The following is a 24,824-nucleotide window of genomic DNA, read 5'->3' as shown; positions in this document are numbered from 1 at the left end:
TGACGTTCTTTTTAATCTGCTCGCCCCACGTTCTTTTCTAAACCAACCCAGGTTACATGTCCACCACCAAAGCGTACGCCGCCCCCGCGGCCAATATTCCCCTCGAGCCCTTTAGCCTAGAGCGCCGCGCGCCCGGTCCTCACGACGTTCAAATCGACATTCTCTTCTGCGGCGTGTGCCACTCCGACCTGCACCAGATTCGCGACGAGTGGGGCGGCTCCATCTTCCCCATGGTGCCGGGCCACGAAATCGTGGGCCGCGTGTCGGCCGTGGGCGACCACGTGCAGAAGTTTAAAGTAGGCGACCTGGCCGGCGTGGGCTGCATGGTGGACTCGTGCCGCACCTGCCCCAGCTGCCAGGAGGGCCTGGAGCAGTACTGCGAAACCACCGGCATGGTGGGCACCTACAACGGCCGCGAAATCGGTAGCGGCCAGCCCACCTACGGCGGCTACTCGCAGCAGATTGTGGTGGACGAGAAGTACACCCTCCAGGTGAGCGACAAGCTCGACCTAGCCCGCGTGGCGCCGCTGCTGTGTGCCGGCATCACCACCTACTCGCCGCTGCGCCAGTGGCAGGTGGGCCCCGGCCACCGCGTAGCCGTGATGGGCCTGGGCGGCCTGGGCCACATGGCCGTGAAGTTTGCCGTCGCCCTCGGGGCCGAAGTCACCGTGCTCAGCACCTCGCCCGATAAGGAGGCCGACGCCAAAGCCCTAGGGGCCCACAAGTTCATCGTAACCAAGGACAAGGCGCAAATGAAGTCGGTGGGCAACTACTTCGACTTCATTATCAACACCGTATCGGCCCAGCTCGACCTGGCCAGCTACGTGAATTTGCTGCGCCGCGAGGGCACCATGATTCTGCTGGGCGTGCCCTCCGAGGCCCCGCACATCCACGCCTTCAACCTCATTGCCAAGCGCCGCCGCATTGCCGGCTCGCTCATCGGCGGCATTGCCGAAACCCAGGAGATGCTCGACTTCTGCGCCGAGCACAACATCATGTCTGATATTGAGATGATTGATATTCAGCACATCAACGAAGCCTACGAGCGCATGCTGAAAGGCGACGTGAAGTACCGCTTCGTCATCGACGTGGCCTCGCTCAACTAAGCTCCAAGGTTCACTGCCTGTTTAAAAGCCCACCCTGCCAGCCGAGCAGGGTGGGCTTTTAGTTTTTTCAGACCCTAGGGGCCCTGGCTGGCGCAAGGGCCTACCCAGCCAACCGCTAAAAGCTACAGTCTGATAGTTTGCCGCACCTGGGTAGTGAAGCTGTTGTAGCCCGGCGCGGGCACAAACGTGGCGGGCAGCGCGGGCGCCCCGGCCGCTGGCGGCAAGCCTAGCGCCCGGCTCAGCAGTTCGAGGCGCGGGTGGGCCCTAGGGCGCAGCACCAACTCGAGGGTGGTGCCGCCGGGGGCGGGCGGCAGCAGCAGCAAGCCCGACCGGGCAAGGGCGCGCGTGGGCACCAGCTGGCCCGCCACGCGCACCGCCAGCGGCAGCGCAGCGGCCGTAGTATCGGGCAGGCGCAGCAGCAGGCTGGTGCAGGCCGGCTGGCCCGGCAGCAGGCGCAAAGCGAGGTGGCGCTGAGCGCCCAGCAGTGTATCGGTTAGCACGAAGGCCTGAGGAGTGGGCAAGGGCAGGGGCGGGGCCGGCTGCCACTGGGCGGGGTGGCCCGGCAGCCCGGCCGGCGCGGGGCCCGCCGGCGGGCTGCCCAGCACGGCCCGCGTGTAGGCATCGGGCTGGGGCAGGGCCGACAGCCAGTAGCCCTGGCGGGTGGTGGCGTTGAGGAAGTAGTAGAGGTGCGTTTGCTGGGGCTGCGCGGGCGTGGGCTGGCTGGTCAGGTGGCCCCACCCTAGGGCCCCCGCCGCGCCCGCCAGGCCCAGCAGCGGCAGCGCGTAGGAGGCGCGCGGGGCGGGGCGGCCGGTAGCGGCGGGCCGCGCCCGGCCCGGCCGCTGCAGCAGGGGCAGTAGTAGCGGCAGTAGCAGCCCCAGGCCCAGCGTCAGCAGCAGCCCGGCCGCCAGCACCAACTGGCCCAGGCCGAATAGCGCCAGTAGCAGCGCCGTAAGGGGCACCAGCAGCACCACGGCCGGCAGGCTCAGCAGCCAGGTAGCCACCAAGGCCAGCCCCCCGGCCGGCTGCCCCGGCTGCCGCAGCTGGCTGAAACCCCAGGCCAGGGTGCTGGCCAGCAGCGGCCAGGTAAGCACGTAGGCCGAAGTAGGCGCCGCCCAGGCCAGCGCCGCCGCCAGTCCCCACACCACCAGTAGCGCCCCGCCCACCAGGGTATTGGCCCGCAGCCGGCGGCCCAGCTGCCCGTAATACCAGCTCCACGCGGCCAAACCCAGCGCCAGCAGCGCCACCTGGTAGGCTAGGCTATTGTAGAACGTGCCCTCGTAAAAGGCCTGATACTGCGGATATAGGGCGCGCACGGCGGCCAGCAGCCCCCAACTGCTGGCTACTACCAGCGCCAACCCGCCCAGCCAGGCCAGCGCCCCGCCCAGCAGGCCGCCCCACGCCAGGCGGCGCTGCTGCTGGGCCACGGCCGCCACCAGCAGCAAAAGCAGCGCGGCCGCGCCCACCAGCGGCAGGCTCCAGGTGGCGGGGTAGCGCAGTAGCCCTAGGCCCGGCACACTAAAAAAGGTGCAGTCGGGCGCCTTGGTAGCCGCTAATGAATGGTCGCCAAACTGCCGCACCAAGCTCAGCAGGTAGCTGCCGTGGTGCTGCACCGAGGCCAGGTCGAGGTGGGCGGGCGTATCGGCCGGGCTGTGGTAGTAAGGGAAGCCGCCTACAAACGCAAAATTCAGCCCCGACACGCCCGCCTCGCGCAGGGGCGTGAAGTCAGTATCGTTGGGCAGGCGGCGGTACACCTCGTAGAACAGCGACGAGGCCAGCGGCGCCGGCACCACCTGGGCGTATTTGCGCATCAGCCAGCCATTCTGCGGGCTCACCTCGAAGGTGAGGCTAGGGCCCGCGTTGCCGCGCCCCTCCAGGTTGAGGGCCACGCCCACCCGGCGGCGCAGGCGGGCGGTGTCGGCGGCGTAGGCGTGGGCGCCCAGCAGGCCCGCTTCCTCGCCGTCGGTAAAGAGCCACTCCACGTCGTGCAGCAGGGGCGGGCCGGCGCGCAGGGCCCGAATGCCTTCGAGCAGGGCCGCCACCCCGGCCGCGTCGTCGCCCGCGCCGGGCGTGTGGGGCTGCGTGTCGTAGTGGGCCAGCACCAGCACCGCGCGGCCCCCGGCCTGAATGCCCGGCTGCTGGGCCACCACGTTTTGCACGTGCGCCAGCGTGGGTTGCCCATGTAGCAGCAGCAGGGTGGTGTCTTGCACGCGGGGCCGCAGGCCTAGGGCCCGCAGGCGGCGCAGCAGGTAGCGGCGCACCTGGGCGTGGGCGGCGGTGCCCGGCGCGTGCGGCTGCCGGGCCAGGCTATCGAGGTCGGGAAGGGTGCGGGCCGCCGCAAACTCGGTGGCGGGCGCCGTGGCCGGCCGGGGGCGGGGCGGCCGCAAGCCGTACAGGGCCAGCGCCCCCGCGGCTACCAGCGCCAGCAGCGGCCACCAGCGGAGAAAACGACGCATAGTCCTAAGCTACCAGTGAAGTACAACTTACTTCCCCGCAAGTAACTCAATAAACTGATAATTTTCCCATGCGCCCACGGGGAAGTGTAAAAGCACCTAACCACCGGGCTGCCAGCGCTTTCACTCTACTTCCTCCGTTGGCGAGCTGGCTGGTGGCCGCCGCCCCTCCACAAACCACGAGGCCAGCAGCCCGGTGAAGGTGCCAAACAAACCCACGCCTACCGTCATGAGCACCGCCGCAATAAGCCGGCCCGCCCCGGTCACGGGGTATTTATCGCCGTAGCCCACGGTGGTAATCGTGGAGTAGGCCCACCACAGCGCGTCTTCGGCAGTTTTAATATTGCTGTCGGGCGCGGTTTCGACTTGCAGAATGGCAACCGACGCGGAGATAACCATCAGCGTGGCCACCAGCGCTACCACCGTGAAGGTACCCTGCACCCGGCTCCGAAACAGGTGGTGCAGCAGGTGCCGCGTCGAGCGGAAGGCCCGCAAAATGCGCAGCACCCGCACCAGGCGCAGCGTGCGCCCCACCCGCAGCACCGCCACATTCGGAATGCTCGCGACTAAATCGACCCAGCCCCAGCGCAAAAAGTGCCCCTTGCGCGGCGCCTGGTAGAAGCGGATGCAAAACTCGACCAGAAAAAAAGCGCAGATGGCGTTGTCGGCCAGGTTTAGGATGCGCTCGGTTTGGGGCGGCAGCCGAAACACCGTGCTGACGAACAGCGCCAGCAGCACGTACACCGACAGCACCACCACGGCCACGTTGAGCACTCCCACGCGGGGAAAAGAAGAGGGCGTAGTACTTCGGCGCATATCGTCGCCAAAATACTACGCCCCTCTTAGCTGCGCTCTGAAGCGCTGGGCAGGCCCTAGGCCGGCTATTGCTTCACAAAGCGAGCGTGGCGGGTGGCTTGCCCCGGCACCTGCACGCTCAGCACGTACACGCCGGCGGCCAGATTGTCCAGCGGCAAACTCACGGCCGCGTCGGTGCTGGCGGCCGTGGTGTAGTGCGCCACGCGCTGGCCCTGCACGTTTAGCACCACGATTTCGGTGCCCGCCTGGCCGGCCTCGGCAAAGCTGACCGCCAGCGGCCCGCCCTGCAGCGGCACCGGGCTCAGCGTGAGGTCGGTGCCTAGGGCGGCGCGGCTAACGGCAGCTACTGCCGAGTAGTGCAGGCTGCCATCCGTGTCCTCCTGGCGCAGCCGGTAGTATACCTGAGTAGCCGCTGCCGGCAAGGTTTTGTCCAAGAAGCTGTAGCTGCTGCCGTTGGCCAGGTTAGTGGCCGCCACGTAGCCCACCGATTGCCAGGTAGTAGCGCCGGCTACCTGCCGCTCAATCCCGAAGCCCTTGCTGTTCACTTCCGAAGCCGTCAGCCATTTCAGCGCCGCGCCCTGCGCCGTACCGGCAGCCGTGAAGCTAACCAGCTCCACCGGCAGCGGGTTGTTGATGTCGCCTAGGGTAAAGGTAGCGGCTAAAGTGCCCGTGATGCCGGTGCGCGTCAGCGTATTCGTAGCAGCGCTCATGGCAGTATAGCCCAAGCCTTCAAACGGAACCCCGCCGCTAACCGACCGGAAAAGGCGCAAGTCGCTTTCCTTGATGTTAGTATTGTTGCCGGCAGTATTGGTCAATTCAGCATCCAAGTAGTGAAAGATGACATTAAAGGTCAAGCCGGATGGGTTATCAGGCTGAAACTTGAAGCCGCGGCGAATACTTTGACTGGTACCTACGCCGGTATAATTAAACCCGTAGGTACCACCCGTCGAGCGAGTTACTACCACATTGTTGGGCTGGCCGGTGGTAACGAGCAAATCAATGCCGATGCCGCCGAAATAATTAGTAGCACCCTGCGTGACCAAGCGGGTAGTGCGCAGAATGCCTTGTACGTAACTGGTTTCCGACTCATTGGTAATCGTGGCATCGTAGACTGTCTGGCCGGAGGTAGTCGCACTTAAATCGACGCCTGCATTTTGAATATCCCGCGGGTCGGTCAGCAAAATGCCGCCCCCGTTTCTGAAATCCAAGTTTTGTAGCACGGACAAGCGGCCGTTCAGTATCTTCATCGTACCGCCCTCGATGCTGATGTTAAATAAGCTTTCGCCAGTAAATGATTGAGCTCTAACAGTACTGGTACTGGCTAGCGTAAACGTGCCGCCAGTCTGCTGAAACGCGCCATTGTTATCGGTAAAATCACCGTATATCTTGAGTTGGCCAGCATCCTGAAATAGGCTTAAACCTGGGCCGCTAGGATTGCCAGTCAACGTGAGGTCGTGCGTATAAGCTACGCCGCTACCAATCCGTGGCCGGTTGGTAGTGTTAAAGGGAATAACAACATCGGTATTCTCATCGGGCACTGTGTTGGAAGACCAGTTGCTAGCGGTAAACCAGTCATTATTACTGTTACCGGTCCATTGCGCCTGCTGTAGTCTGGTACCAGTTATCGTAAATACCGCTTTGTAATTGTTGCCGCCGTTGTTGTCGTAAAAAGTAAAGCTTCCGCTTCCACCGCTATTATTATAAGTAGCCGTGCCCTGGAAGTAAACCTCCAGCTCGTAAGTACCCGCATTGAGGCCGCCTACTATGTTGGGCCGAGTGTATGTGTTGCTCCACGTTTGGCTGGTAGCTTGGCCGTCGTCACCCGACCGCAGGTAAGTAAGTGGCAGCGCGGCGAAAGCGCCGGTATTCACTCCTTTTGGATGCACCCGGTAGTACATGGTCATGCCATCCTGCAGCACGTTGTCGCCGTTTACGCGCCTTGTGCTAGCTTCCCCTCCCAGGTATATAGTAGCCACATTGACGTCGTAACTGCCTAAATCCGCGCCCTGAAAATTGCTAAGCCCATTAACTGGCTGGTTTGTGTAGTAGTAGTCATTTCTGCGGCTGCCATTATCAATCACTACAAAATCCTTGTAGAAGCCGGTGCCACTCGTAACCTGCGCTTGGGCATACTTGGGAACTCCTGCCAGCAGCAATAAGCAGCCGAGTAGTACTCCGGTCTTGGTTGACCTAAGTGCTTGTTTACATAGCAGGAGGTAAGGGCGGAAAAGTATCAGGTGTTGCATAATGTCAATAGGAAATTGGGTGGAATTGACAAGCAAATATACTAAAGTAGCGAGCGCGAATAGGATTTGAGCAACAAAATATTGGGTTTGCATCCATTACCTAATTATAAATACGGGTTTGATACTGGCTTAACTATCTGTTGGTTAGTAGTATATCAGGCATGTAGCAGGCTTTTTGCCCCTGGTTGAATTATAAGGCATTTAAGGCAGCCTTCCTAACGCAAAAAGCCCATCCGTAGGAATGGGCTTTTTGCGTTAGGAAGGCTAGCAGCTAGCGCTGCGGGAGGGCCATCTTACTTGCTGATGGTAAGGCGCTTTTGTATTTGACCGCTGCTATTGGCCAGGGTGAGAAAGTAGGTGCCCGGCGCTAAGCTGGCTGGCAGCAGCAGGGGCGTCTGGTAGTTGCTGGCTACGGGGGTGAGGGCTTGCTCCCACAGGGCCTGGCCTAGGGCACTCGCCAGGCGCACCGTCACCAATTCATTGGCGTAGCCGAGGAGCTGCAGGTTAACCGTCTGCCCGGCGCTGGGGTTGGGATATACTTCAATGCCGCGGGCGAAACTTGCGGCCGAGGCCAGGGCGGTAGCCGAGGCCACGCGAGTAGAAGTAGCAATGCTGCTGCCGCGGTTATTGTAGCGTATATGGGTGCCGTCGGTGTTGAACTCGGCGCAGGTGATGTAATAGATGGTGCTAGGCGTAAGGTTCGTGACCGTAACCGAATGCCCCGTACCGGCATACACGATAAAGCCTTGGCCGATGGCCGAACCTTGCCCATAAACCGGATTGGCCGTGTAGAACGTGCTATCGGCCGCGGCAAGAGGGGTGGGGGCCCCGCTGGGGATAGCCGCAATTGCTACTACCCGGCCCTGGCCCGTGCCGCGCATACCAAACTCTAACTCCATCGTGGTAGCCGTGATGGCCTTAATGCCTACCTCACCTCCTAAGGTGGGCGCAAGCACTTGAGCTTTAGCGGGCTTGAAGGATAGAATAGTAACCAGACTCAGTAGGATATAGGTACAAAGTTTTGACATAACGTAAGAGAATAGGAAGGATAAAAAATGAATTTTATGGTATTATTTATATAACAAGTAAAAGGGTATAATCTGGATTATGACAAATAAAGAGGTTAGTAGGATGTTACAAATATAGGATTAAAATTAAAAATAGCTCGTTTTTAGACAAAAAATATGTTTTATTATTGTACTAATAAAAGAATTAGCTATATATAATATTGTCTTGCGAGCAATAGTGAAAAATTTTGTGAGAATTTTAAAAATATAATTTGCAGTGGATAGCTTGCTTAACAAAGAATGATGGCTGCGTTGCACGCCCGGCGCCATCCGGTGCTGATAGTGTTCGGCTATGCTGGGCTGGGTTAGGTGAGGCGCAGGCTTGGTGGTAATGCGCCTAGCAGGGTGTCGGCCCCAAGGCTACCCGAGCCTGGGCATTGCCCATACCTTCGCCTTATGCTATTTGCCTTTGGTCCCCGTAGTGCGTTGCTGCTGCCCTTGGTGGTGCCGGGTCTGGCTGCGGCCTTATGGCTGCTGGGCCGGTTTGGGCGGCGTAGGGCGGCCCCCGATGCTCTGCTGGCCCTGCTACTGCTGGTGCCTACCTTCAGCGTCGCTCGCTGGATGCTCGGCTACGCGGGCTGGTTCGATAGCCACGATGGCTACTCCACCTTCATGTTTTACTGGCCCTGGGATGTGGGGCTGGCCCTAGGGCCCGCGTACTACCTATATTTCAAGAGCCTGACCAACCAAGAGTTTAGCTGGCGGCAGGCGTGGCCCCTGCTGCCGGGGCTAACCCAGGCGCTGCTGCGGCCCCTGGCGGCAGCCTACGACCTGCTTTGGTGGCGGGGCGTGCAGCACCGGCCGCTGCCTTACCACTTTGGCACGCAGGGGGTAGCATCGAAGCTGCTCGACAATCTTAGCGCGCCGCTCGACTGGCTAGGGCTGGCGCTGCTGCTGGGCTACGGCCTGCGGGTGCTGGCCGACTACCGCCGCTACCGCCACTACCTCAACGATAACTTCTCGAATCCTGAGCGGCTGCGCTTTGCCGGCCTGCGCCAGCTGCTGCTGTTGCAGGCGGCCGTGCTCACGCTCAACCTGGTGTTTCTGGCCCTCAACGCCGCGCTCGATTTCAGCTACGACGCGGCCTGGAATTTTTACGCCCTGCAGGGAATTCTGATTTATGGACTCATCGTGGTGGGTATTCAAGCCAACTACGCGGCGGCCAGCAGCCCTTTGCTCTTCGAAGCCGGCCCCCAGCCGCTGGTGCTGCCGGTGCCCGAAACCTTGCCGGCGGCCCTAGGGCCGCCCGCGCCCGCTGGTGCCCTAGGGGAGGCTACCCAACCGTTGGCGGCTCTACCAATCGGGCTGCCCCCGCCCGCCAAGACCAACCCCGCGCCGCCCGCCCAACTGGCGCCCGAGCTGCAAGCGCTGCGCACCAGGCTGCTGGCCCTGATGGCGGCCGAACAACCCTGGCTGGAGCCCGAACTAACCCTGGCCGAGCTGGCCCAGCGCCTGCGCACCAACCCCAGCTTGCTATCAAAAGTCATCAACCAGGGCTGCGGGCAAAACTTCAACGACTTTGTGAATGGCTACCGGGTGGCCGAGGCCCGGCGCAAGCTGGCCGACCCGCACTACCGTCACTACTCGCTGGTAGGGGTGGCGTTGGAAAGCGGATTCAACTCTAAATCAACGTTTAACCGCGTGTTTAAGAAGCTGCTGGGCCAGGCTCCTAGCGAGGTCGTGCGCCCTAAATCATAAGTTGGGACGAGCCAGATTATAGCTTGGAGCGCTGGGCGCGGCGGGGTAGGGGACCTTTGGGCCATCATTTCACCCTAGCCCCGCTACCATGCGAACCCTGCTGACGACCCTGGTTCTGTGCTGCGCCGCGTTGCTCGCGGTTAGTGGCGACATCTTTTCCCAAACATTTATTGATGCCGGCCAGCAGTTTGTGCTGGGTGGGCAGCAGCGCGGCGCCTTCCGGGTGGCGGCCCACAATACTGGCCCGGTGCCGGTGAGCGTGGCCGAGCGCCAGGCCGACGGTAAGGTGCAGGAGCGGGGCCGCCTCGAACCTGGCCAGCGGGTGGCGCTGGCTTTCGGGGCGGGCTCGGCGGCCCTGGTGCGCAACCTGGGCGAGCGCCAGGCAGTGCTGGATTTTCGGATTAGTGGCGACGCGTCAGTCAGCATGGGTATGCGTTCCGAAGCGTTAAAAAAATAAAGTTCCCCCCGCGTAACGAAACGGGTCTTAACCCGATAACGGGAGCAACCTACGGCCTTGCGCTTTGCAACGCTTAGGTTGTTGGCTGCATCTGTTGGGTGCCTTTTCCACCCCCAAGCTATGAAAAATACAACGTTACTACTCTTCGCTAGCCTGTTTATGTGGCTGGTAACGGCAGCTTATGGCCAGGCCCCCGATACCCCCGCCGCGGGCACTGGCTCGCTCACGGGCGCGGTGCTCGACTCGCTGACCCGCCAGCCGGTGGCCTACGCAACGGTGGTGCTGCTGCCGCCCGCCCCGAGCGACAAGCCCATCACGGGCGTGGCCGCCGACGACCAGGGCAAGTTTGCGCTGACCAAGCTGCCGGCGGGCTCGTACCGGCTGCGGGTGCTGTACGTGGGCTACGCCACCCGCACCCGGCCCGTAACGGTGGGCACTGGCGCCACGGCCCTAGGGTCTATTTTGCTGCCCAGCGCCACTACCGCCCTGGCCGAGGCCGTGGTAGTGGGCCAAAAGCCGGTGGTGGAAGTGAAGCCCGACCGCCTCGTGTACAACGCCGACCAAGATGTAAGCAACGCCGGCGGCACTGCCCAGGATGTGCTGCGCAAAGCCCCGCTGCTGGCCGTGGATGGCGACGGCAACGTGACCATGCGCGGCTCGAGCAACTACAAAGTGCTGGTCAACAATAAGCCCTCGCCCACGCTGGCCAAGAACCTGGCCGAAGCCCTCAAGGCTATTCCGGCCGAAAATATTCAGAGCGTGGAAGTTATCACCACGCCCTCGGCCAAGTACGATGGCGAGGGCACGGCGGGCATCATCAATATCGTGCTGAAGAAGGGCACCAAGCAGGCGGCCAACGGCCGCATCAGCGCTAGCAGCGGCAACCGCAACAGCAGCCTCAACACGTCGCTCAACTTCCGCAGCGGCAAGCTCAACTTCACCTCGTCGGCCAACACCGGGCTCTGGTACAACCCCGGCCGCTCCGAAACTTACCGCCAGGGCTACTCGCGCTACGGCACCGACACCCTACGCCAAAGCAGCAGCAACTACAACCGCGGCCAGTGGTACTACGGCACCCTAGGGCTCGACTACGACCTGAACGAGCACAACACCCTGTCGCTGGCCAGCGCCCTCGACGGCTACGGCGGCTCCTCCACCAGTAACCTGCTCAATTCCTACGTGTCGCCGGTGCCGGGCGTAGCCAGCCAGCTCTTCACCCGCGACACCAAGAGCGTGTTCAACGGCGTGAATCTGGAAACCACCGGCACCTACACCCACACCTTCGCCCAGGCCCGGCGCGAGTTCAGCGCCCTGGCCCAGTACGCGCTCACGCCCGGCACTTTCGGCTACGATTTCAACCAGTACAACAATTCGCTGACGGCCCTGGAGCCCAGCCAGGCTACCTACGTCGAGCGCAGCCGCGGGCGCACCCCCGGCCACGAAATCACCCTACAAACCGACTACGCGCATCCCTTTGGCGAAAAGAATAAGCTGGAAGTAGGCCTGAAGGCGATTTTTCGGCGCACGGGCTCGGTGGCTACCGTCGATACCCTGGGCACGCGCTACGGCCGCGAGCTGGCGCCCAACCCCGCGCGCGCCACCGATTTCCGCTATAACCAGGACGTGCAGGCAGCCTACGCCATCTACTCGTTTGGGGTGGGCAAGAAGCTGACGGCCAGCGTGGGCAGCCGCTTGGAGCGCACCGGTATCAGCGCCGAGTTTCGCACCACGGGCTCTACCCTAGGGCCCCGCGCCTACCTCACGCCGCTGCCCAATGCCTTTGCGCAGTATAGCCTGGGCGAGGCCAGCAGCGTGCGCGCTGCCTACAGCCGCCGCATCACGCGCCCCTTCATCGACTACCTCAACCCATTTGTGGACCGCTCGCAGCCGGGCGTCATTAGCTACGGCAACCCCTACCTCGACCCCGAGCTAACCGACTCGTACGAGCTGAGCTACAACACGAGCATCAAAACCACCTCGCTCAATGCCGCGCTTTCGGTGCGCCATACCGGCAACGCCATCGAGCAGGTGCGCCTGCCCACCGATAGCAGCGGCGTGATTGCCAGCACCTTCGCCAACGTAGCAGCCAATACCTATTACCAGTTCAACGTGTACGGCGCATTCAAGCCCACTACCAAGTGGAGCATAAGCCTAGGGCCCGACGTGCAGTACCTGGTGTTGCGCTCGCCGGCCCTGCAAGCCGAGCGGCGCGGCTTCACGGCCGGCCTCAACCTGAATACGTCGTACAAGCTTACCAAAACGCTGACGCTCCAGGCCTTTGCCTTTGGCTCGACCCCTAGGCCCAGCATCCAGGGCACCAGCTCGGCTAACCTGTACTACCAGCTTGGCGCCAAAAAGACCTTCCTCAACGACAAGCTGGATTTGACGCTCAACTTCGGCTCGCCCTTCAACCAGCGCTGGGCCTACCGCAACACCACCAGCACGCCCACCTTCGACCAGCGCTCGACCTACTACGCCTACCAGCGCTCGTTCCGCTTCACGCTGGGCTACCGCTTCGGCCAGGAGCAGGCCGGCCGTCAGCGCAAGAGCATTCAAAACGACGATACCAAGGGCGGGGGCAGCCGCCAGGGGGGCTAGGGCTAGCCAAAAACCGGGGCAGCTAGTAGCTGGGCATCTTGCTGCGCCCGCTGCCGTAGCCTGGCTCCATTTAGCGGCAAGGTCTACTCAGGGTCTACCCCCACCGCCGATACGTTGCCTGTTGCCCGGTCTATTTCGGCGTGGCCCCGCCTATCGGTAAAAACGAACACAAAACCGGAAGACAATACCAGCCTTTTGATGGTAGCACCTGGCAGCACGTTGGCAAAAGCCTGAGCTACATTGGCTTGCCAAGCTTGTCGGCCGCTTTTGTACGCCGTCAGCCGCTGGCCATCCGCATTCACCCAGTACACGGTATGGTGCAAACCCTGCACTCCGCGCCGCTGGGCCGACATGCGGTGGATGCCCGCAAACCCACCGCTAAGGTCATCTAGCTCTTGGTCGGGCTCCGTGAGCTTCGTGTCGTAGGGCAGGTGCTGCTGAGCAAGTAGGGCAGCCGGGCCTAGCAGCAACCCAACGCCCAGCAGCCAAGTAATGCTTTTCCTGGTCATAGAAAGGGAGGTTGGGGTAGTAGTACGCAGTCAAACAGGCTGATGCTACGCAGGGCGCATTTGCACAGGGTGCCGTATAAAAAAAACTTCTTTAGCCAGTAGCAAGCCGGGCCAGCCTGGTTGCCGGCCCACCCGGCCCTAGGCCAACTGCCCCGCCGCTGGTTTCTTTGCGGGGCGGCCCTAGGGGCCGGCGCCCGCTATGCTATTCACCTATATGTTTCGGGCGGCGGTGCTGCTGCCGCTACTGGGGCCGGCGGTGGCCGTGGCGGTCCTGCTGGCTACCAGCCGCCGGCGCCGGCCCTTGCTGCCGGGGCTGCTGCTGGCGCTGCTGTTGCTGCTGCCCGTGTTTCTGCTGGCTCAGTGCCTGCTGAGCGTAGCCAGCTGGTGCCTCACGCCCCTGGCCGAGGCGGCGGCTACCCCCTTCTACGCGCCCTGGTATGCCGAGCTGTTGCTGGCCCCCGTGTGCTACCTCTACCTGCGGGTGCTCACTAGCCCTGCCCTGCGCCGGGCCCGCGCGTGGCGCCGGCTGCTGCCGGGCCTAGGGCAAGTGGGGCTGTTTGCGGGCGTGGCGGTGCTCGACTTAGGCTACCGGCACGGGGTGGCCGCCGCCCGCTTTGGGCCGCCCAGCGCAGCGGCCGAGCTGCTGCGCCACGTGCTGGTGCCGCTGGCCCTGGGCTGCTACGCCCTGCTGCTGCTCTACGGCCTGCATACCCTCGAGGCCCAGCGACGCTACCGGGCGGCGGCTCCCTTCGGCGTGGCGCGGCCAGCGGGGCCCCCGCGCACGCTGCTGCTAGTGCTGCTGCTGGGCTTCGGCCTGGGGCTCAGCTTCGTAGCGCTCGATGCCTGGTTCGGGCCGTTTCCGTATTCCGAAATCTGGTACGCGCTGGGGGTGCGGGCCGGCCTGGTATTCGGGTTGGCGGTAGTGGGCCTGCAAGCCAGCTACGCCGGGCCCCGGCCGCCGCAGCTAGCCAGCGCCTGGCTGCCGGCCAGCCGGGCCCTAGGGCTGCCGCCGTGGGGCCGGCCGCCCGCCGCTAACCTAACTACCGGGAGCCCACCGCCCGCCGCGCCCGTCGGCAGCCCGCCCCCCGAGCTGCCGACCGAGCTACTGCCCGTGCGCACCCGCCTGCTGGCCTGCATGGAAGCCGAGCGCCCCTGGCTAGAGCCCGAATTAACCCTGGCCGAGTTGGCCCTGCGCCTGCAGGCGCACCCGGCGCTGCTATCGAAAGTCATCAACCAAGGCTGCCGGCAAAACTTCAACGACTTCGTGAATAGCTACCGCGTGGCCGAAGCCCGGCGCAAGCTGGCCGACCCGCGCTACAGCCACTACTCGTTGGTAGGCGTGGCCCTGGAAAGCGGCTTCAACTCCAAGTCCACCTTCAACCGCGTGTTCAAGAAGCTGACCGGCCAGGCTCCCGGCGAGCTAACGCGGCCTAAATTGTAAAGCAAGGTGGGTCAACTTGCGAAATTGAGGCGCTTGGTAGGGCAGGAGGTAGGAGTTTTGCCGATACTTCCGTTCACCCTAGCTGGCCCGCTGGCCACCCCGCAACGTATGCGCCGCATTATAGTAAGTTGCCTTATCAGCGGCTTGGCCACCCTGGGGCCCGTGGCGGCCCACGCGCAAGCCGTGGGCGATGGCCTGCGCGGCGCCTACTACGACGGCATGAATTTCGAGCACTTCATAGGGGCGCGGCTTGATAGAACGATTGATTTTTACTGGCCCAACGAGCAGCCTATGCGCGGGGTGCCCGCCGAGCAGTTTACCGTGCGCTGGACGGGCTGGCTGGTGCCGCCCACCACCGGCCACTACGTGCTGCACCTAGCCGTGGACGATGGCGCGCGGCTGTGGCTCGATGGCCAGCAAGTGCTCGATGAGTGGCGCGGCCAGCCCCTCAGCTACTTCGATGTGCCGCTAGAGCTGGAAGCCGGCCACCCTTATAGACTACGCCTCGATTATTGCCAGTACTCGCTGAGTGCTAGAGCGCTGCTAATTTGGGAGCGGCCCCGCCACACCGAAACGCTCAGTTCGTGGCGCAATCTGTGGGGCCTGACGGAAGCGCCTATCCCATTCACCAAACGCATTCAGGAAACTATTCCTACCCGCTACTTATTCAGCCATATGCCAGCACCGCCCAAGCTAACGGTGGCCCTAGCCAATGTGGCGGTGGTAGCGAAGCAGCCCCTTCCGCCCGCGCTGCTAGTCACGGCTCCGGCGCCCGCCCCACCAAGTAGCGCCAGGCCACCACGGATTGCCTTGAAGCCTAGGGTAGTAGCTCGCCGGCACCGCACGCCAGTTGCCAGTAGTCCCCGCCGCGCCGATACCCTGGCCGCTCACCTGGCTAGAGGCCAGGCACTTACGCTACGCGCGCTTTACTTCGAGCAGGGTAAGGCCGACTTGCCCGCGCCGGTGCAGGCCAGCCTCGATACCCTGGCCCAGGCCCTAGGGCACTACCCGCGCCTGCGCCTGGAGGTGCAGGGCCACACCGACAACCAAGGCGACCCGGAGCTGAACCGCCAGCTTTCGCAGCGCCGCGCCGAGGCCGTGTGCCAGTACCTCGCCGCGCGCGGTGTTGCTACCGCCCGCTTGCAGCCCTTAGGGCTGGGCGGCACGCAGCCCGTAGCCGATAACAACCTGCCCGCCGAGCGCCCCCGCAACCGCCGCGTGGTGCTGCGCCCGCTGCCCTAAGTGTGCACTTTTTCCTTGCTGCACGGCCGCACGCTCAAATAGCAGAACTATAAGTACTAAGCTGCTTACCAGCAGTAGGCGAATCTGCTGCTGCCACAAACCACTCCAAACTAGTGATTCGCCTTCGTGCACTTGCGGAAAGAAGGTGCAGACCACGAAGGCGATTGCGGGCCACCACACAATGTTCCAAAGCCAATTCCGCTCAATAAAGCGGTCTGCCACGCCATCAAGACCAAAATGATTCGGCACCAGCGGAAGCACGGTGGGCCAAATGTGCCATAGCCACCACGCTGGTACTAAACTGAGTAGACCGCTGAGCAAAGTAGTGGCAACTACGCGGGACATAGGGTAGGGTGAGTAGCAGGTTGAAAATAGATTAAAAACCTAGCTTGCAACAAAAAAAGGCCGGTTCCGCACTGCGGAACCGGCCTTTTACTACTTAGCTAACCTCATTTCGTCTCGCCGCTTTCGGGCTCCGAGGGTGCCTCGGCCGGCCGCTCGTCGCTGGCCAGGTTGGGCTTCTCGTCGCTCTTGCTCACCGAGAACGTCAGCTCCTCCTTGCCGTCCTCGTAGTCGGCCGTGATGATGTCGCCGTGCAACACCTGGGCCTTGAGGATTTCTTCGGCAATCGGGTCTTCGATGTACTTCTGGATAGCCCGGTTCAGCGGACGCGCGCCAAACTTGGGGTCGTAGCCTTTCTCGGCCACAAAATCCTTAGCTTTCTCGGTCAGCTCCACGCGGTACCCTAGGGTCAGCACGCGGTTGAGCAACTTGCTCAGGCTGATGTCGATAATCTTGTGGATATCCTTCTTCTCCAACGAGTTGAAGACAATCACGTCATCCAAGCGGTTGAGGAACTCGGGCGAGAAGGTCTTGCGCAGGGCGCTGGTGATGGTACCCTTCGTCAACTCGTCCATGTTCTCGTTGCGCGCCTTGGTGCCAAAGCCGATGCCAGCGCCAAAGTCCTGCAAGTCACGCGCCCCGATGTTCGAGGTCATGATGATGATGGTATTGCGGAAGTCCACCTTGCGGCCTAAACCGTCGGTCAGAATACCGTCGTCCAGCACTTGCAGCAGCAGGTTGTACACGTCCGGGTGCGCCTTCTCAATCTCGTCGAGCAGGATAACCGAGTACGGCTTGCGGCGGATTTTCTCCGTCAGCTGGCCGCCCTCTTCGTAACCCACGTAACCGGGAGGCGCGCCCACCAAGCGCGATACGCTGAACTTCTCCATGTACTCCGACATATCTACGCGCACCAGCGCGTCTTCCTTGTCGAAGAGGTAGGTAGCCAGCACTTTGGCTAGCTCGGTCTTGCCCACGCCCGTCGGGCCTAAGAACACGAACGAGCCAATGGGCTTCTTCGGGTCTTTCAAGCCTACGCGGGTACGTTGGATGGCCTTCACCAGCTGGGCAATGGCCTTGTCCTGGCCGATAACCTTGCCTTTCAGCTCGTTGCCCATGTTCAGCAATTTCTCGCCTTCGTTCTGGGCCACGCGGTTCACGGGGATGCCGGTCATCATGGCGATTACCTCGGCCACGTTTTCCTCCTTCACCGTGTAGCGCTTCTTCTTGGTCTCGTCTTCCCAGCTCTTCTTCGCCGTTTCAAGCTGTTCCAGCAGTTTCTTCTCAGTATCGCGCAGCTTGGCGGCTTCCTCGTACTTCTGCGACTTCACCACCCGGTTTTTCTCCCCTTTGATGGTTTCAATCTGCTCCTCGAGCTTCAGAATGTCCTCGGGCACCACAATGTTGTTGATGTGCACGCGGGCGCCGGCCTCGTCCAAGATGTCGATGGCTTTGTCGGGCAGGAAGCGGTCGCTCATGTAGCGGTCGCTCAGCTTCACGCACTGCTCAATGGCCTTGTCGGTGTACACCACGTGGTGGTGGTCCTGGTACTTGTCCTTGATGTTGTGCAGAATTTCAATCGTTTCCTCGGGCGTGGTGGGGTCCACCATCACCATCTGGAAGCGACGGGCCAGGGCGCCATCCTTCTCAATGTACTGGCGGTACTCATCCAGCGTGGTAGCGCCGATGCATTGAATCTCGCCGCGGGCCAAAGCCGGCTTGAACATATTGGAGGCATCGAGCGAGCCCGAAGCTCCGCCGGCGCCCACGATGGTGTGCAGCTCGTCGATGAACAGGATAACGTCGGGCGACTTTTCCAACTCGTTCATCACGGCCTTCATGCGCTCCTCGAACTGGCCGCGGTACTTGGTGCCGGCTACCAGCGAAGCCAGGTCTAGGGTCACTACGCGCTTATTAAAGAGCACGCGGCTTACCTTCTTCTGGATGATGCGCAGGGCCAGGCCCTCGGCGATGGCGGTTTTACCCACGCCCGGCTCGCCAATCAAAATCGGGTTATTCTTTTTGCGGCGGCTCAGCACCTGGGCCACGCGCTCAATCTCTTTTTCGCGGCCCACGATGGGGTCGAGCTTATCTTCTTCAGCGAGCTTAGTCAGGTCGCGGCCGAAGTTATCGAGCACCGGGGTGCGTGATTTTTCGCCGGCCTTGCGGGCACCACCCTGGCCGCCCTGGGCGCCTTGGTTGCCCTGGCCGCGGCCCCCACCGCCCTGGCCCTGGCCAAAGAGACGGTCATCATCGTCGTCGGTATCCGGCTTCTCGGCTTTGGGGCCGTTACCCGGAGCGGCGCCGTGGTAGTCGAGCGAGTCGCGCACGGTTTCGTAGTTCACGTTGAATTTGGAAAGAATTTGGGAAGAAATGTTGTCCTCGTCGCGCAGAATCGAGAGGAGCAAGTGCTCGGTGCCAATGATTTCCGACTTGAAAATCTTGGCTTCGAGGTAGGTGATTTTCAGCACCTTCTCCGTCTGCTTGGTCAGCGGAATGGAGCCGGTGATGCTGGTGCCCTGGCTGGCCGTGTTGCGGGTAGCCTGCTCCAGGGCAAACTTCAACTCGTCGGTGCTCACGCCCAATTTCTTGAGCAGGCCCAGGGCCGTACCCTCACCCTCCCGAATCATGCCTAGCAGCAGATGCTCGGTGCCGATGTAGTCGTGGCCCAGCCGAATGGCCTCCTCGCGGCTCAGGGAGATGACCTCCTTGACGCGGTTTGAAAATTTAGCTTCCATGCAAGCAAGATAGAATGTAGCGGTGGTATTGTGGCTACCGAAATAGAAATCAATAATAGCGCTACGCAGATACAAAAAAAACGATGGACTATTCCTTAAAAACAAGCACCCGCAAACGAAGGTTCGGGCCAGTTAGGAATTAGCTAACTGCCTGCCCGCCAAAAATTGCCCCGCTCGCGGCCCTTGCATAAAGAGCAAGTCAACCACGCTCAGCCCTGGTACAAACGCGGGGCCAAACACTTGCGGATACGGCCGCTGCGACGTACTGTCAGGTGCCGCGGTGCGGGGTGTCAATACGTCGCGCCGGTCGAGCACCCTAGGGGGCAGCGGCCCGGCCGGGTCTAGGTAAGTGGCAGTGGCGTCGAGGGGGAGCGGCCAGCGCAGGCAGCGCAGCAGTAGCTGCAGCAAAGCCAGGTTCAGGTCCCAGAGGCGGCCGGGTTTCTGGCGGTAAATATCTTCGAAGTAATCGGCGTAGTAGCCGAAGTAGGGCGAGCTGCCATAGGCCGTTTGCAAGGTGCGCAGGTGGCGGTGGGGCCAGTTTTGGCGGTAGTCAATCTCGATGTCGCTGGTGCGCACCTTGGTGGCGCTGGCCCCGTCGCGTACCGGCACGGTAAGGGGCTGCGGTCCCTGCGCCGTGAGCACCAGCGCCCGGTTGCGGTAGGTTTGCTTGGGGTAGTGCTCGTGGGCGTCGAGCAGCAGCGCCTCGGCCGCCAGCAGCTGCCGGAAATAGGGGATGGATGGTAGGTAGTGCAGCTCAGAAAGAACGATGGACATGGAGCGCAAGGTAGCCCTAGGCGCCAGAAGTGTGGGCCGCCCAAAAACCGGAACAATCCTTGCCCCGTTGCCTCACCCTAAATTTGCTTTCTATGCGTCACTTCCTGTTATCTCTGGCTACCCTCTTAGCGCCGCTGGCCGCCCAGGCTGCCCCGCCGCAGCTGCTGCTGCAAACCGCCACGTTCCGCAGCCTCGACCAGGCGCAGCACAAGGGGGGCGAGGTGGAGATTTACGTGACGGTGCCGGTGCGGCCGCTTACCTACCGGCAGCGGGCGCCGCGCTCGTTCCAGGCCGCGGCGGTGGTCGATTTGAGCATTGTGAAGGCCGATGGCCAGCCCGCTTGGCAGGAAACCGTGACGCTGAAGCCGCCCGTCCTCACCGATACCACCGTCAGCATCAAGAACCCGCTCAGCTTTTTGAAGCGCGTGAACCTGCCCGACGGCACCTACACGCTGCGCGGCAAAGTGCGCGACCAGTACAAGCCGGCCAACGGCGAAACCACCGTGGAGCTGCCCCTCACCGTGGCCGCGCCCGCCGGCCCCGCTTTCAGCGACGTGATATTTCTGAGCCGCCCCGCCACCAAGGCCGATGGCCAAAGCAACTTCAACCGCGGCGGCTACCTGCTGACGCGCGCGCCGGGCAACTACTACGGCCGCGGCGCCGATAACATCTTCTTCTACACCGAGCTGAGCCAGCTGCCCGCCAGCCGGCCCGTGGTGCTGCACTACCACGTAGAAAATGCCGAAGGCTTCGCCGCCGATGCCGATGCCGACCCTATCAGCCCCACGGTGGGCCGGCCCACCACCGTAGTGGGCCAGCTGCCCTTAGGGCCCCTGCCCGCCGGCCCCTTCACGCTCACCGTCACGGCCCGCGACGCTGCCACCAAAAAAGTGCTCGCCACCCAAAGCCAGCAGGGCACGCGCAGCCTCACCGAGTATGCGCCCGCCGGCGCCGCCCTGCCCCGATGAGCCAGCCACCCCCTAGGGTACCCTGGTACTACCACCTGCTGGCCGCGCCGCTGCTGGCGCTGGCCCACCTGCCCCTAGGGGTGCTGTATGGGCTGGCCCGCGTGGTATACTGGCTGCTGGCCTACGGGGTACGCTACCGCCAGCGCGTGGTGCTCGACAACCTGCGCCACGCATTTCCCGAGAAAAGCGAAGCGGAAATTCGCCTCATCGGCCGGCGCTTCTACTGGCATTTTGCCCAGGTGCTGGTCGAGATTATCAAGCTGGCCGCCATCAGCCCCGTGGAGCTGAGCCGCCGCCTGCGCTTCACCAACCCCGGCGTGCTGCTGCGGCCCCTGGAGGAGCGACGGCTGGTGCTGGTGCTGGGCTCGCACTTGGGCAACTGGGAGTGGATACTGGCCCGCGCGGGCGCCCTGTTTCCGGGCTGGGTAGCGGGGGTGTATAAGGTATTAAGCAACAAGTTTTTCGAGTGGTTTATGCGCCGCCTGCGCACCCGCCTAGGGCCTGAGGCCGTGCCCATGCAAAGCACCCTGCGCTACTTAGTGCAGCACCGCGACACGGGTCACACCGTGAGCTTGCTGCTCGACCAAGCCGCCGGCCCCGCCGACCGCCCCTACTGGACCGAGTTTTTGCACCGCGACGCCGGCTTTTACAGCAGCGCCGACCGGCTGGCACCGCAATTCGATGCCATCGTGCTCTACGTGGGCATCCGGCGCGAGCGGCGCGGCTACTATGCCGTCACGTTTGCCGAGCTGCCCGGCGGGCCGCTGCCCGGCCTGGCGCCTACCGTGTCCGAGGCCCTGCGCCACCCCGCCACCGAGGCCTTCGTGCGCCACCTGGAGGCCGACATCCGCGCCACGCCCGAGCAATACCTCTGGACGCACCGCCGCTGGAAACATAATCGCAGATTTAACTGATTTAACGGATTGCGCAGATACGCCGCTTTGCGGCTGACGACGTGGGTGCAGTGGACTAACCACAGCCAGCGTCGTCAGCCGCGAAGCGGCGTATCCGCGCAATCCGTTAAATCAGTTAAATCTGCGATTACAGGTACTGCTCGATGTCGCCTAGGCCCTGGCGGACGATTTCGTAGTCCTCGGTGGTGCAGTCGACGATGGTGCTAGGCGTGTTGCCGCCGAAGCCGCCGTCGATAACTAGGTCCACCAGCGAGCGGTACTTCTCCAGAATCAGGTCGGGGTCGGTTACGTATTCCTCCAGGGTTTCCTCATCCTGGCGCACCGACGTGCTCACGATGGGGTTGCCAAACTCCTTCACAATCTGGCGCACAATTAGGTTGTCGGGCACCCGGATGCCCACCGTCTTGCGCTTCACGCCGCCGTAGCGCGGGGCGTTGGGGCTGGCCTCAAACAGAAAGGTGAACGGGCCCGGCAGCGCCTTCTTGATAATCTTATAGGTTGGCGTGGTGATGCCGTGGGCGTAGTCGCTCAGGTTAGACAGGTCATGGCAGATGATGCTGAAATCGGCCTTCTCCGGCTTCACGCCCTTAATGCGGCACAGCTTCTCCACCGCTTTCTGGTTGTAGATGTCGCAGCCAATACCGTACACCGTATCGGTGGGATAAATAATCAGCCCCCCTTTGCGCAGCACGTCCACTACTTGTTGAATGCGGGCCTGGGGCGGATTTTCGGGGTGGATGCGGAGCAGCGTGGCGGCCATAAGGTAAGGAAGCGAACTAAAGGCTAAAATAAGAAGTCGGACAAGCAAAAGTAGGCAGTGCTACCAAACCCCTTTTGGGCGGGCAAGGTACTACCAGGCGGGGTTTCCGCCCTCACTTGCCCGCAATAAGCAAAAGTGCCGCCACTTGTTTCAAAATCCAGAACCGGGCGGGGGTTAATTTTGGGCGGTTATTCCCTTCCCTATGTCCGAACCTGTCAGAAAGTCCGTTGCCGAAGCCCGCGAGCAGGGTCAGAAGCGGCGCAACCTCATTGCCACCGTGGTGGGCCTAGGGGGCCTGCTGCTGGTGAGCTTCTCCTATTACTTCTACCAGATTTTTTTCACGGCCAACATCGATTCCAAAGAGCACCCGGCCTACGTGTTCATTCGGCGCGGCAGCTCTTGGAAGCAGGCCCTCGACCAGGTAGAGAACACCAACGCCGTTATCGACAAGCTCTCGCTGCGGTTCGTGGCCCGACTGATGAACTATGACAAGCCCGGCGCCGTGAAGCCCGGCCGCTATGCCCTGCGCGACCAAATGACCAACCGCCAGGTTATCAACCTGCTGAAGTCGGGCCAGCAGTCGCCGCTCAACCTCACCTTCACCAATGTGCGCCTGCGCCGCGATCTGGCCGACAAGCTGGGCCGCCAGCTGGCCGCCACGCCCCAGCAGCTGGACTCGCTGCTGAGCAGCCCCAGCTTCACGCGCAGCCTGGGCTTCGACACCACTACGGTACTGGCCATGTTTGTGCCCAATACCTACCAGGTGTACTACACCACCCCGGCCGAGAAGCTGCTGCGCCGGATGAAGGACGAGTATGAGAAATTTTGGACGCCCGCCCGCGACGAAGCCCGCCAGAAGCTGGGTCTCACGCGGGTGCAGGTGAGCACCCTGGCCAGCATCGTGGAAGCCGAGCAGCAGCAGCACGCCGACGAGCGCCCCCGCATTGCGGCCGTGTACCTCAACCGCCTCAAGCGCGGCATGAAGTTGCAGGCCGATCCCACCGTGGTGTATGCCAACGGCGACTTCACCATTAAGCGCGTGCTGGGCAAGCATTTGCAGAAAGAATCGCCCTACAATACCTACCGCGTGGCGGGCCTGCCGCCCGGCCCCATTGACTTGCCCAGCATCAGCAGCCTCGACGCCGTGCTGCACCCCGAGCAGAACGACTACCTCTACTTCTGCGCCAAAGACGACTTTAGCGGCTACCACGCCTTTGCCACCACCCAGCAGCAGCACATCCTAAACGCGCGCCGCTACCAGGCGGCTCTCACGCGGGCGGGCATCAACTAGGCTGGCGGGTAGGGGCCGGCCCCGCCAGGGCCAAGGCTTTTGCCCCGTGCGCTACCCTAGGGAGCCGGCTACCTGGTTTTGGCCAGGGTAAGGGCTGGGCTGTCGGCGGTAGCGGTGGCTGGGCTAGGCGCGCTGGTCACGTCGGCGCCGTTTTGCACGCGGATGGCTAAGCCCAGCAGCACTAGCAGCACCAAAACCAGGTAGTAGCGAAAATGAGGCGAGGCATTCATAAATGTAATTGTGGGTGCATAAAAAATTTTACAAAGCTACCTTAGCCTCGCCAGCGCAGCATTTTTATTGGCTTAATTCAAGGATTTCTTAGCCGAAGCAGGGTTTTTGCCCGGTAGCTCGTTGCAATGGCTCGCCAGCAGCGGGCTGCCAGGCAACGGAGCGCTGCTGCACGAAGCCCCTGATTTCTGCTACCGCCGGCCCCTAGGGCAGCTAACACCCGCCAGCGCAGCGCGAAACCCAAGCCGGCGCTAACCCAGTACCCGCCGCTCAGCCAGCGCCTTACCTCACCTGCTCCATGACCGCACCCGACCCCCTAGCCCCCGCTTGGAGCCTGCTCACCGTGGCTCAGGTGCGAGGGCGGTCGCGGCTGGTGGCGAGCCGTAGCGTGCAGCCACTCAAAATCATCAACCCGGCCGCCCACGCTGGGCCGGCCTGCCACTTGGTGCTGGCCAGCTACGGCGGCGGCCTGCTGGCCGGCGACTGCCCGCGCCTGCGGGCCGAAGTGGGGGAGGGGGCGCGCCTGCTGCTCACCACCCAGGCCAACACGCGCATCTACAAGTCGATAGACGGCCGCCGGGCCGAGCAGCACATTGAGGGCCACGTGGCCGAAGATGCCCTGGCCGTAGTACTACCCGACCCGCTGGTGCCCCAGGCCGCCAGCCGCTACCACCAAACCCAGCACTGGCACCTGCACCCCGGCGCCACCTTGCTGCTGGCCGACTGGTTTCACGCCGGCCGCACCGACGCGGGCGAAAAATTCGCTTTCACCGATTTCAGCACCGAGTTGCGTGTGCGCGTGGCCGGCCGCCTGGTGCTGCTCGACCGCCTAGCCCTGCGCCCGGCCGAGCACCTGCTTACCTCGCAGGCCAGCTTCGGGCCCTATCATTCGGCCCTGACCCTCTACCTAGTGGGGCCGCCCGGCGGCGCGGCCTTCGCGGCCCTGGCGGCCGGGCTGCGCCAACTGCCCCCGCCCGGCCAAACCGCCCTGCACGCCACCCTAGGGGGGCGGCCCTGCGTGGTGAGCGTGGCCCAGGCCCGCGAGAACGTGCTGGTGGTGCGGGCCGTGGGCACGTCGCGCTTGGCCCTACAACCGGTATATCAGGCTGTGGGGGCCGCGCTGGCCGCGCCCGGCCTGCTCGGCTTCGACCCCCTAGGGCGCAAATACTAGCGCGACGG

General features: G+C 62.8%; 19 protein-coding genes. 10 read left to right on the top strand and 9 right to left on the bottom strand.

The window, feature by feature from the left end:
- Positions 1-56: 56 nt before the first annotated feature.
- Positions 57-1,106: an NAD(P)-dependent alcohol dehydrogenase gene (locus HHL22_RS10410; RefSeq protein ID WP_169530911.1), complete on the top strand. Its 1,050-nt coding sequence runs from the start codon at positions 57-59 to the stop codon at positions 1,104-1,106.
- Positions 1,107-1,228: 122 nt separating this feature from the next.
- On the opposite strand, the gene HHL22_RS24230 is transcribed toward HHL22_RS10410, so the two are convergent.
- The 4 genes from HHL22_RS24230 to HHL22_RS10390 form a co-directional block, all read right to left on the bottom strand.
- Positions 1,229-3,559: a M28 family peptidase gene (locus HHL22_RS24230; protein WP_169530910.1), complete on the bottom strand. Its 2,331-nt coding sequence runs from the start codon at positions 3,557-3,559 to the stop codon at positions 1,229-1,231.
- Positions 3,560-3,679: 120 nt separating this feature from the next.
- Complete coding sequence (locus HHL22_RS10400; RefSeq protein WP_169530909.1) at positions 3,680-4,372, bottom strand: ion transporter; 693 nt, start codon at positions 4,370-4,372, stop codon at positions 3,680-3,682.
- A 65-nt stretch (positions 4,373-4,437) separates the two neighbouring features.
- Positions 4,438-6,348, bottom strand: a complete 1,911-nt coding sequence (locus HHL22_RS24380; RefSeq protein ID WP_169530908.1) for a T9SS type A sorting domain-containing protein — start codon at positions 6,346-6,348, stop codon at positions 4,438-4,440.
- A 563-nt stretch (positions 6,349-6,911) separates the two neighbouring features.
- Positions 6,912-7,646 carry a T9SS type A sorting domain-containing protein gene (locus HHL22_RS10390; RefSeq protein WP_169530907.1) on the bottom strand — a complete coding sequence of 245 codons (735 nt, stop codon included), beginning with the start codon at positions 7,644-7,646 and terminating at the stop codon, positions 6,912-6,914.
- 435 nt (positions 7,647-8,081) lie between these two features.
- On the opposite strand from HHL22_RS10390, the gene HHL22_RS10385 reads away from it, so the two are divergent.
- From HHL22_RS10385 to HHL22_RS10375, 3 genes are all read left to right on the top strand, one after another.
- Positions 8,082-9,383 (top strand): helix-turn-helix domain-containing protein, encoded by a 1,302-nt coding sequence (locus HHL22_RS10385; RefSeq protein WP_169530906.1) that lies wholly within the window; start codon positions 8,082-8,084, stop codon positions 9,381-9,383.
- Positions 9,384-9,471: 88 nt separating this feature from the next.
- The gene (locus tag HHL22_RS10380; RefSeq protein WP_169530905.1) at positions 9,472-9,840 is read left to right on the top strand and encodes a hypothetical protein; all 369 of its coding nucleotides are present in this window, start codon (positions 9,472-9,474) and stop codon (positions 9,838-9,840) included.
- A 120-nt stretch (positions 9,841-9,960) separates the two neighbouring features.
- Positions 9,961-12,438, top strand: coding sequence for an outer membrane beta-barrel family protein (locus HHL22_RS10375; protein ID WP_169530904.1), 2,478 nt, complete (start codon positions 9,961-9,963; stop codon positions 12,436-12,438).
- 83 nt (positions 12,439-12,521) lie between these two features.
- Here the strand turns inward: HHL22_RS10375 and HHL22_RS10370 are convergent, their stop codons facing one another.
- The gene (locus tag HHL22_RS10370; RefSeq protein WP_169530903.1) at positions 12,522-12,947 is read right to left on the bottom strand and encodes a hypothetical protein; all 426 of its coding nucleotides are present in this window, start codon (positions 12,945-12,947) and stop codon (positions 12,522-12,524) included.
- 199 nt (positions 12,948-13,146) lie between these two features.
- Here HHL22_RS10370 and HHL22_RS10365 point away from each other — a divergent pair, with 199 nt between their 5' ends.
- Positions 13,147-14,388, top strand: a complete 1,242-nt coding sequence (locus HHL22_RS10365; protein ID WP_169530902.1) for a helix-turn-helix domain-containing protein — start codon at positions 13,147-13,149, stop codon at positions 14,386-14,388.
- A gap of 108 nt (positions 14,389-14,496) precedes the next feature.
- The gene (locus HHL22_RS10360; protein ID WP_169530901.1) at positions 14,497-15,630 is read left to right on the top strand and encodes a PA14 domain-containing protein; all 1,134 of its coding nucleotides are present in this window, start codon (positions 14,497-14,499) and stop codon (positions 15,628-15,630) included.
- A gap of 449 nt (positions 15,631-16,079) precedes the next feature.
- Here HHL22_RS10360 and HHL22_RS10355 read toward each other — a convergent pair whose 3' ends face one another.
- Complete coding sequence (locus HHL22_RS10355; RefSeq protein ID WP_169530900.1) at positions 16,080-18,710, bottom strand: ATP-dependent Clp protease ATP-binding subunit; 2,631 nt, start codon at positions 18,708-18,710, stop codon at positions 16,080-16,082.
- 132 nt (positions 18,711-18,842) lie between these two features.
- Positions 18,843-19,484, bottom strand: coding sequence for a WbqC family protein (locus tag HHL22_RS10350; protein ID WP_169530899.1), 642 nt, complete (start codon positions 19,482-19,484; stop codon positions 18,843-18,845).
- A 92-nt stretch (positions 19,485-19,576) separates the two neighbouring features.
- Here HHL22_RS10350 and HHL22_RS10345 point away from each other — a divergent pair, with 92 nt between their 5' ends.
- Together HHL22_RS10345 and HHL22_RS10340 are read left to right on the top strand one after the other, a co-directional pair.
- Positions 19,577-20,452 (top strand): hypothetical protein, encoded by an 876-nt coding sequence (locus HHL22_RS10345; RefSeq protein WP_169530898.1) that lies wholly within the window; start codon positions 19,577-19,579, stop codon positions 20,450-20,452.
- The gene (locus HHL22_RS10340) at positions 20,449-21,366 is read left to right on the top strand and encodes a lysophospholipid acyltransferase family protein (protein ID WP_169530897.1); all 918 of its coding nucleotides are present in this window, start codon (positions 20,449-20,451) and stop codon (positions 21,364-21,366) included. The genes HHL22_RS10345 and HHL22_RS10340 overlap by 4 nt, the downstream gene beginning before the upstream one ends.
- Positions 21,367-21,493: 127 nt before the next feature.
- On the opposite strand, the gene HHL22_RS10335 is transcribed toward HHL22_RS10340, so the two are convergent.
- Complete coding sequence (locus HHL22_RS10335; RefSeq protein ID WP_169530896.1) at positions 21,494-22,126, bottom strand: L-threonylcarbamoyladenylate synthase; 633 nt, start codon at positions 22,124-22,126, stop codon at positions 21,494-21,496.
- Between the two features lie 202 nt (positions 22,127-22,328).
- Between HHL22_RS10335 and mltG the strand changes: the two genes are divergently transcribed.
- On the top strand, positions 22,329-23,417 hold the full coding sequence (gene mltG / locus HHL22_RS10330; RefSeq protein ID WP_169530895.1) for an endolytic transglycosylase MltG: 1,089 nt from the start codon (positions 22,329-22,331) through the stop codon (positions 23,415-23,417).
- Positions 23,418-23,485: 68 nt separating this feature from the next.
- Here mltG and HHL22_RS10325 read toward each other — a convergent pair whose 3' ends face one another.
- Positions 23,486-23,647, bottom strand: coding sequence for a hypothetical protein (locus HHL22_RS10325; protein ID WP_169530894.1), 162 nt, complete (start codon positions 23,645-23,647; stop codon positions 23,486-23,488).
- A gap of 296 nt (positions 23,648-23,943) precedes the next feature.
- Between HHL22_RS10325 and HHL22_RS10320 the strand changes: the two genes are divergently transcribed.
- On the top strand, positions 23,944-24,816 hold the full coding sequence (locus HHL22_RS10320; RefSeq protein WP_169530893.1) for an urease accessory protein UreD: 873 nt from the start codon (positions 23,944-23,946) through the stop codon (positions 24,814-24,816).
- The last annotated feature ends 8 nt before the right edge of the window (positions 24,817-24,824 follow it).

The sequence above is a fragment of the Hymenobacter polaris genome, from assembly GCF_012927305.1.
GTDB lineage: Bacteria > Bacteroidota > Bacteroidia > Cytophagales > Hymenobacteraceae > Hymenobacter > Hymenobacter polaris.
The sequence above is the reverse complement of the archived record's forward strand: the minus strand, read 5'-3'. Positions and strand labels throughout refer to the sequence as shown.

Coding starts and splice junctions, on each gene's coding strand:
- HHL22_RS10400 (WP_169530909.1), bottom strand. CDS start 4,372: ATGCGCCGAAGTACTACGCCCTCTTCTTTTCCCCGCGTGGGAGTGCTC.
- HHL22_RS10370 (WP_169530903.1), bottom strand. CDS start 12,947: ATGACCAGGAAAAGCATTACTTGGCTGCTGGGCGTTGGGTTGCTGCTA.
- HHL22_RS10365 (WP_169530902.1), top strand. CDS start 13,147: ATGCTATTCACCTATATGTTTCGGGCGGCGGTGCTGCTGCCGCTACTG.
- HHL22_RS10350 (WP_169530899.1), bottom strand. CDS start 19,484: ATGTCCATCGTTCTTTCTGAGCTGCACTACCTACCATCCATCCCCTAT.
- mltG (WP_169530895.1), top strand. CDS start 22,329: ATGTCCGAACCTGTCAGAAAGTCCGTTGCCGAAGCCCGCGAGCAGGGT.
- HHL22_RS10335 (WP_169530896.1), bottom strand. CDS start 22,126: ATGGCCGCCACGCTGCTCCGCATCCACCCCGAAAATCCGCCCCAGGCC.
- HHL22_RS10390 (WP_169530907.1), bottom strand. CDS start 7,646: ATGTCAAAACTTTGTACCTATATCCTACTGAGTCTGGTTACTATTCTA.
- HHL22_RS24230 (WP_169530910.1), bottom strand. CDS start 3,559: ATGCGTCGTTTTCTCCGCTGGTGGCCGCTGCTGGCGCTGGTAGCCGCG.
- HHL22_RS10320 (WP_169530893.1), top strand. CDS start 23,944: ATGACCGCACCCGACCCCCTAGCCCCCGCTTGGAGCCTGCTCACCGTG.
- HHL22_RS10410 (WP_169530911.1), top strand. CDS start 57: ATGTCCACCACCAAAGCGTACGCCGCCCCCGCGGCCAATATTCCCCTC.
- HHL22_RS10325 (WP_169530894.1), bottom strand. CDS start 23,647: ATGAATGCCTCGCCTCATTTTCGCTACTACCTGGTTTTGGTGCTGCTA.
- HHL22_RS10345 (WP_169530898.1), top strand. CDS start 19,577: ATGCGTCACTTCCTGTTATCTCTGGCTACCCTCTTAGCGCCGCTGGCC.
- HHL22_RS10380 (WP_169530905.1), top strand. CDS start 9,472: ATGCGAACCCTGCTGACGACCCTGGTTCTGTGCTGCGCCGCGTTGCTC.
- HHL22_RS10385 (WP_169530906.1), top strand. CDS start 8,082: ATGCTATTTGCCTTTGGTCCCCGTAGTGCGTTGCTGCTGCCCTTGGTG.
- HHL22_RS10355 (WP_169530900.1), bottom strand. CDS start 18,710: ATGGAAGCTAAATTTTCAAACCGCGTCAAGGAGGTCATCTCCCTGAGC.
- HHL22_RS10375 (WP_169530904.1), top strand. CDS start 9,961: ATGAAAAATACAACGTTACTACTCTTCGCTAGCCTGTTTATGTGGCTG.
- HHL22_RS10360 (WP_169530901.1), top strand. CDS start 14,497: ATGCGCCGCATTATAGTAAGTTGCCTTATCAGCGGCTTGGCCACCCTG.
- HHL22_RS10340 (WP_169530897.1), top strand. CDS start 20,449: ATGAGCCAGCCACCCCCTAGGGTACCCTGGTACTACCACCTGCTGGCC.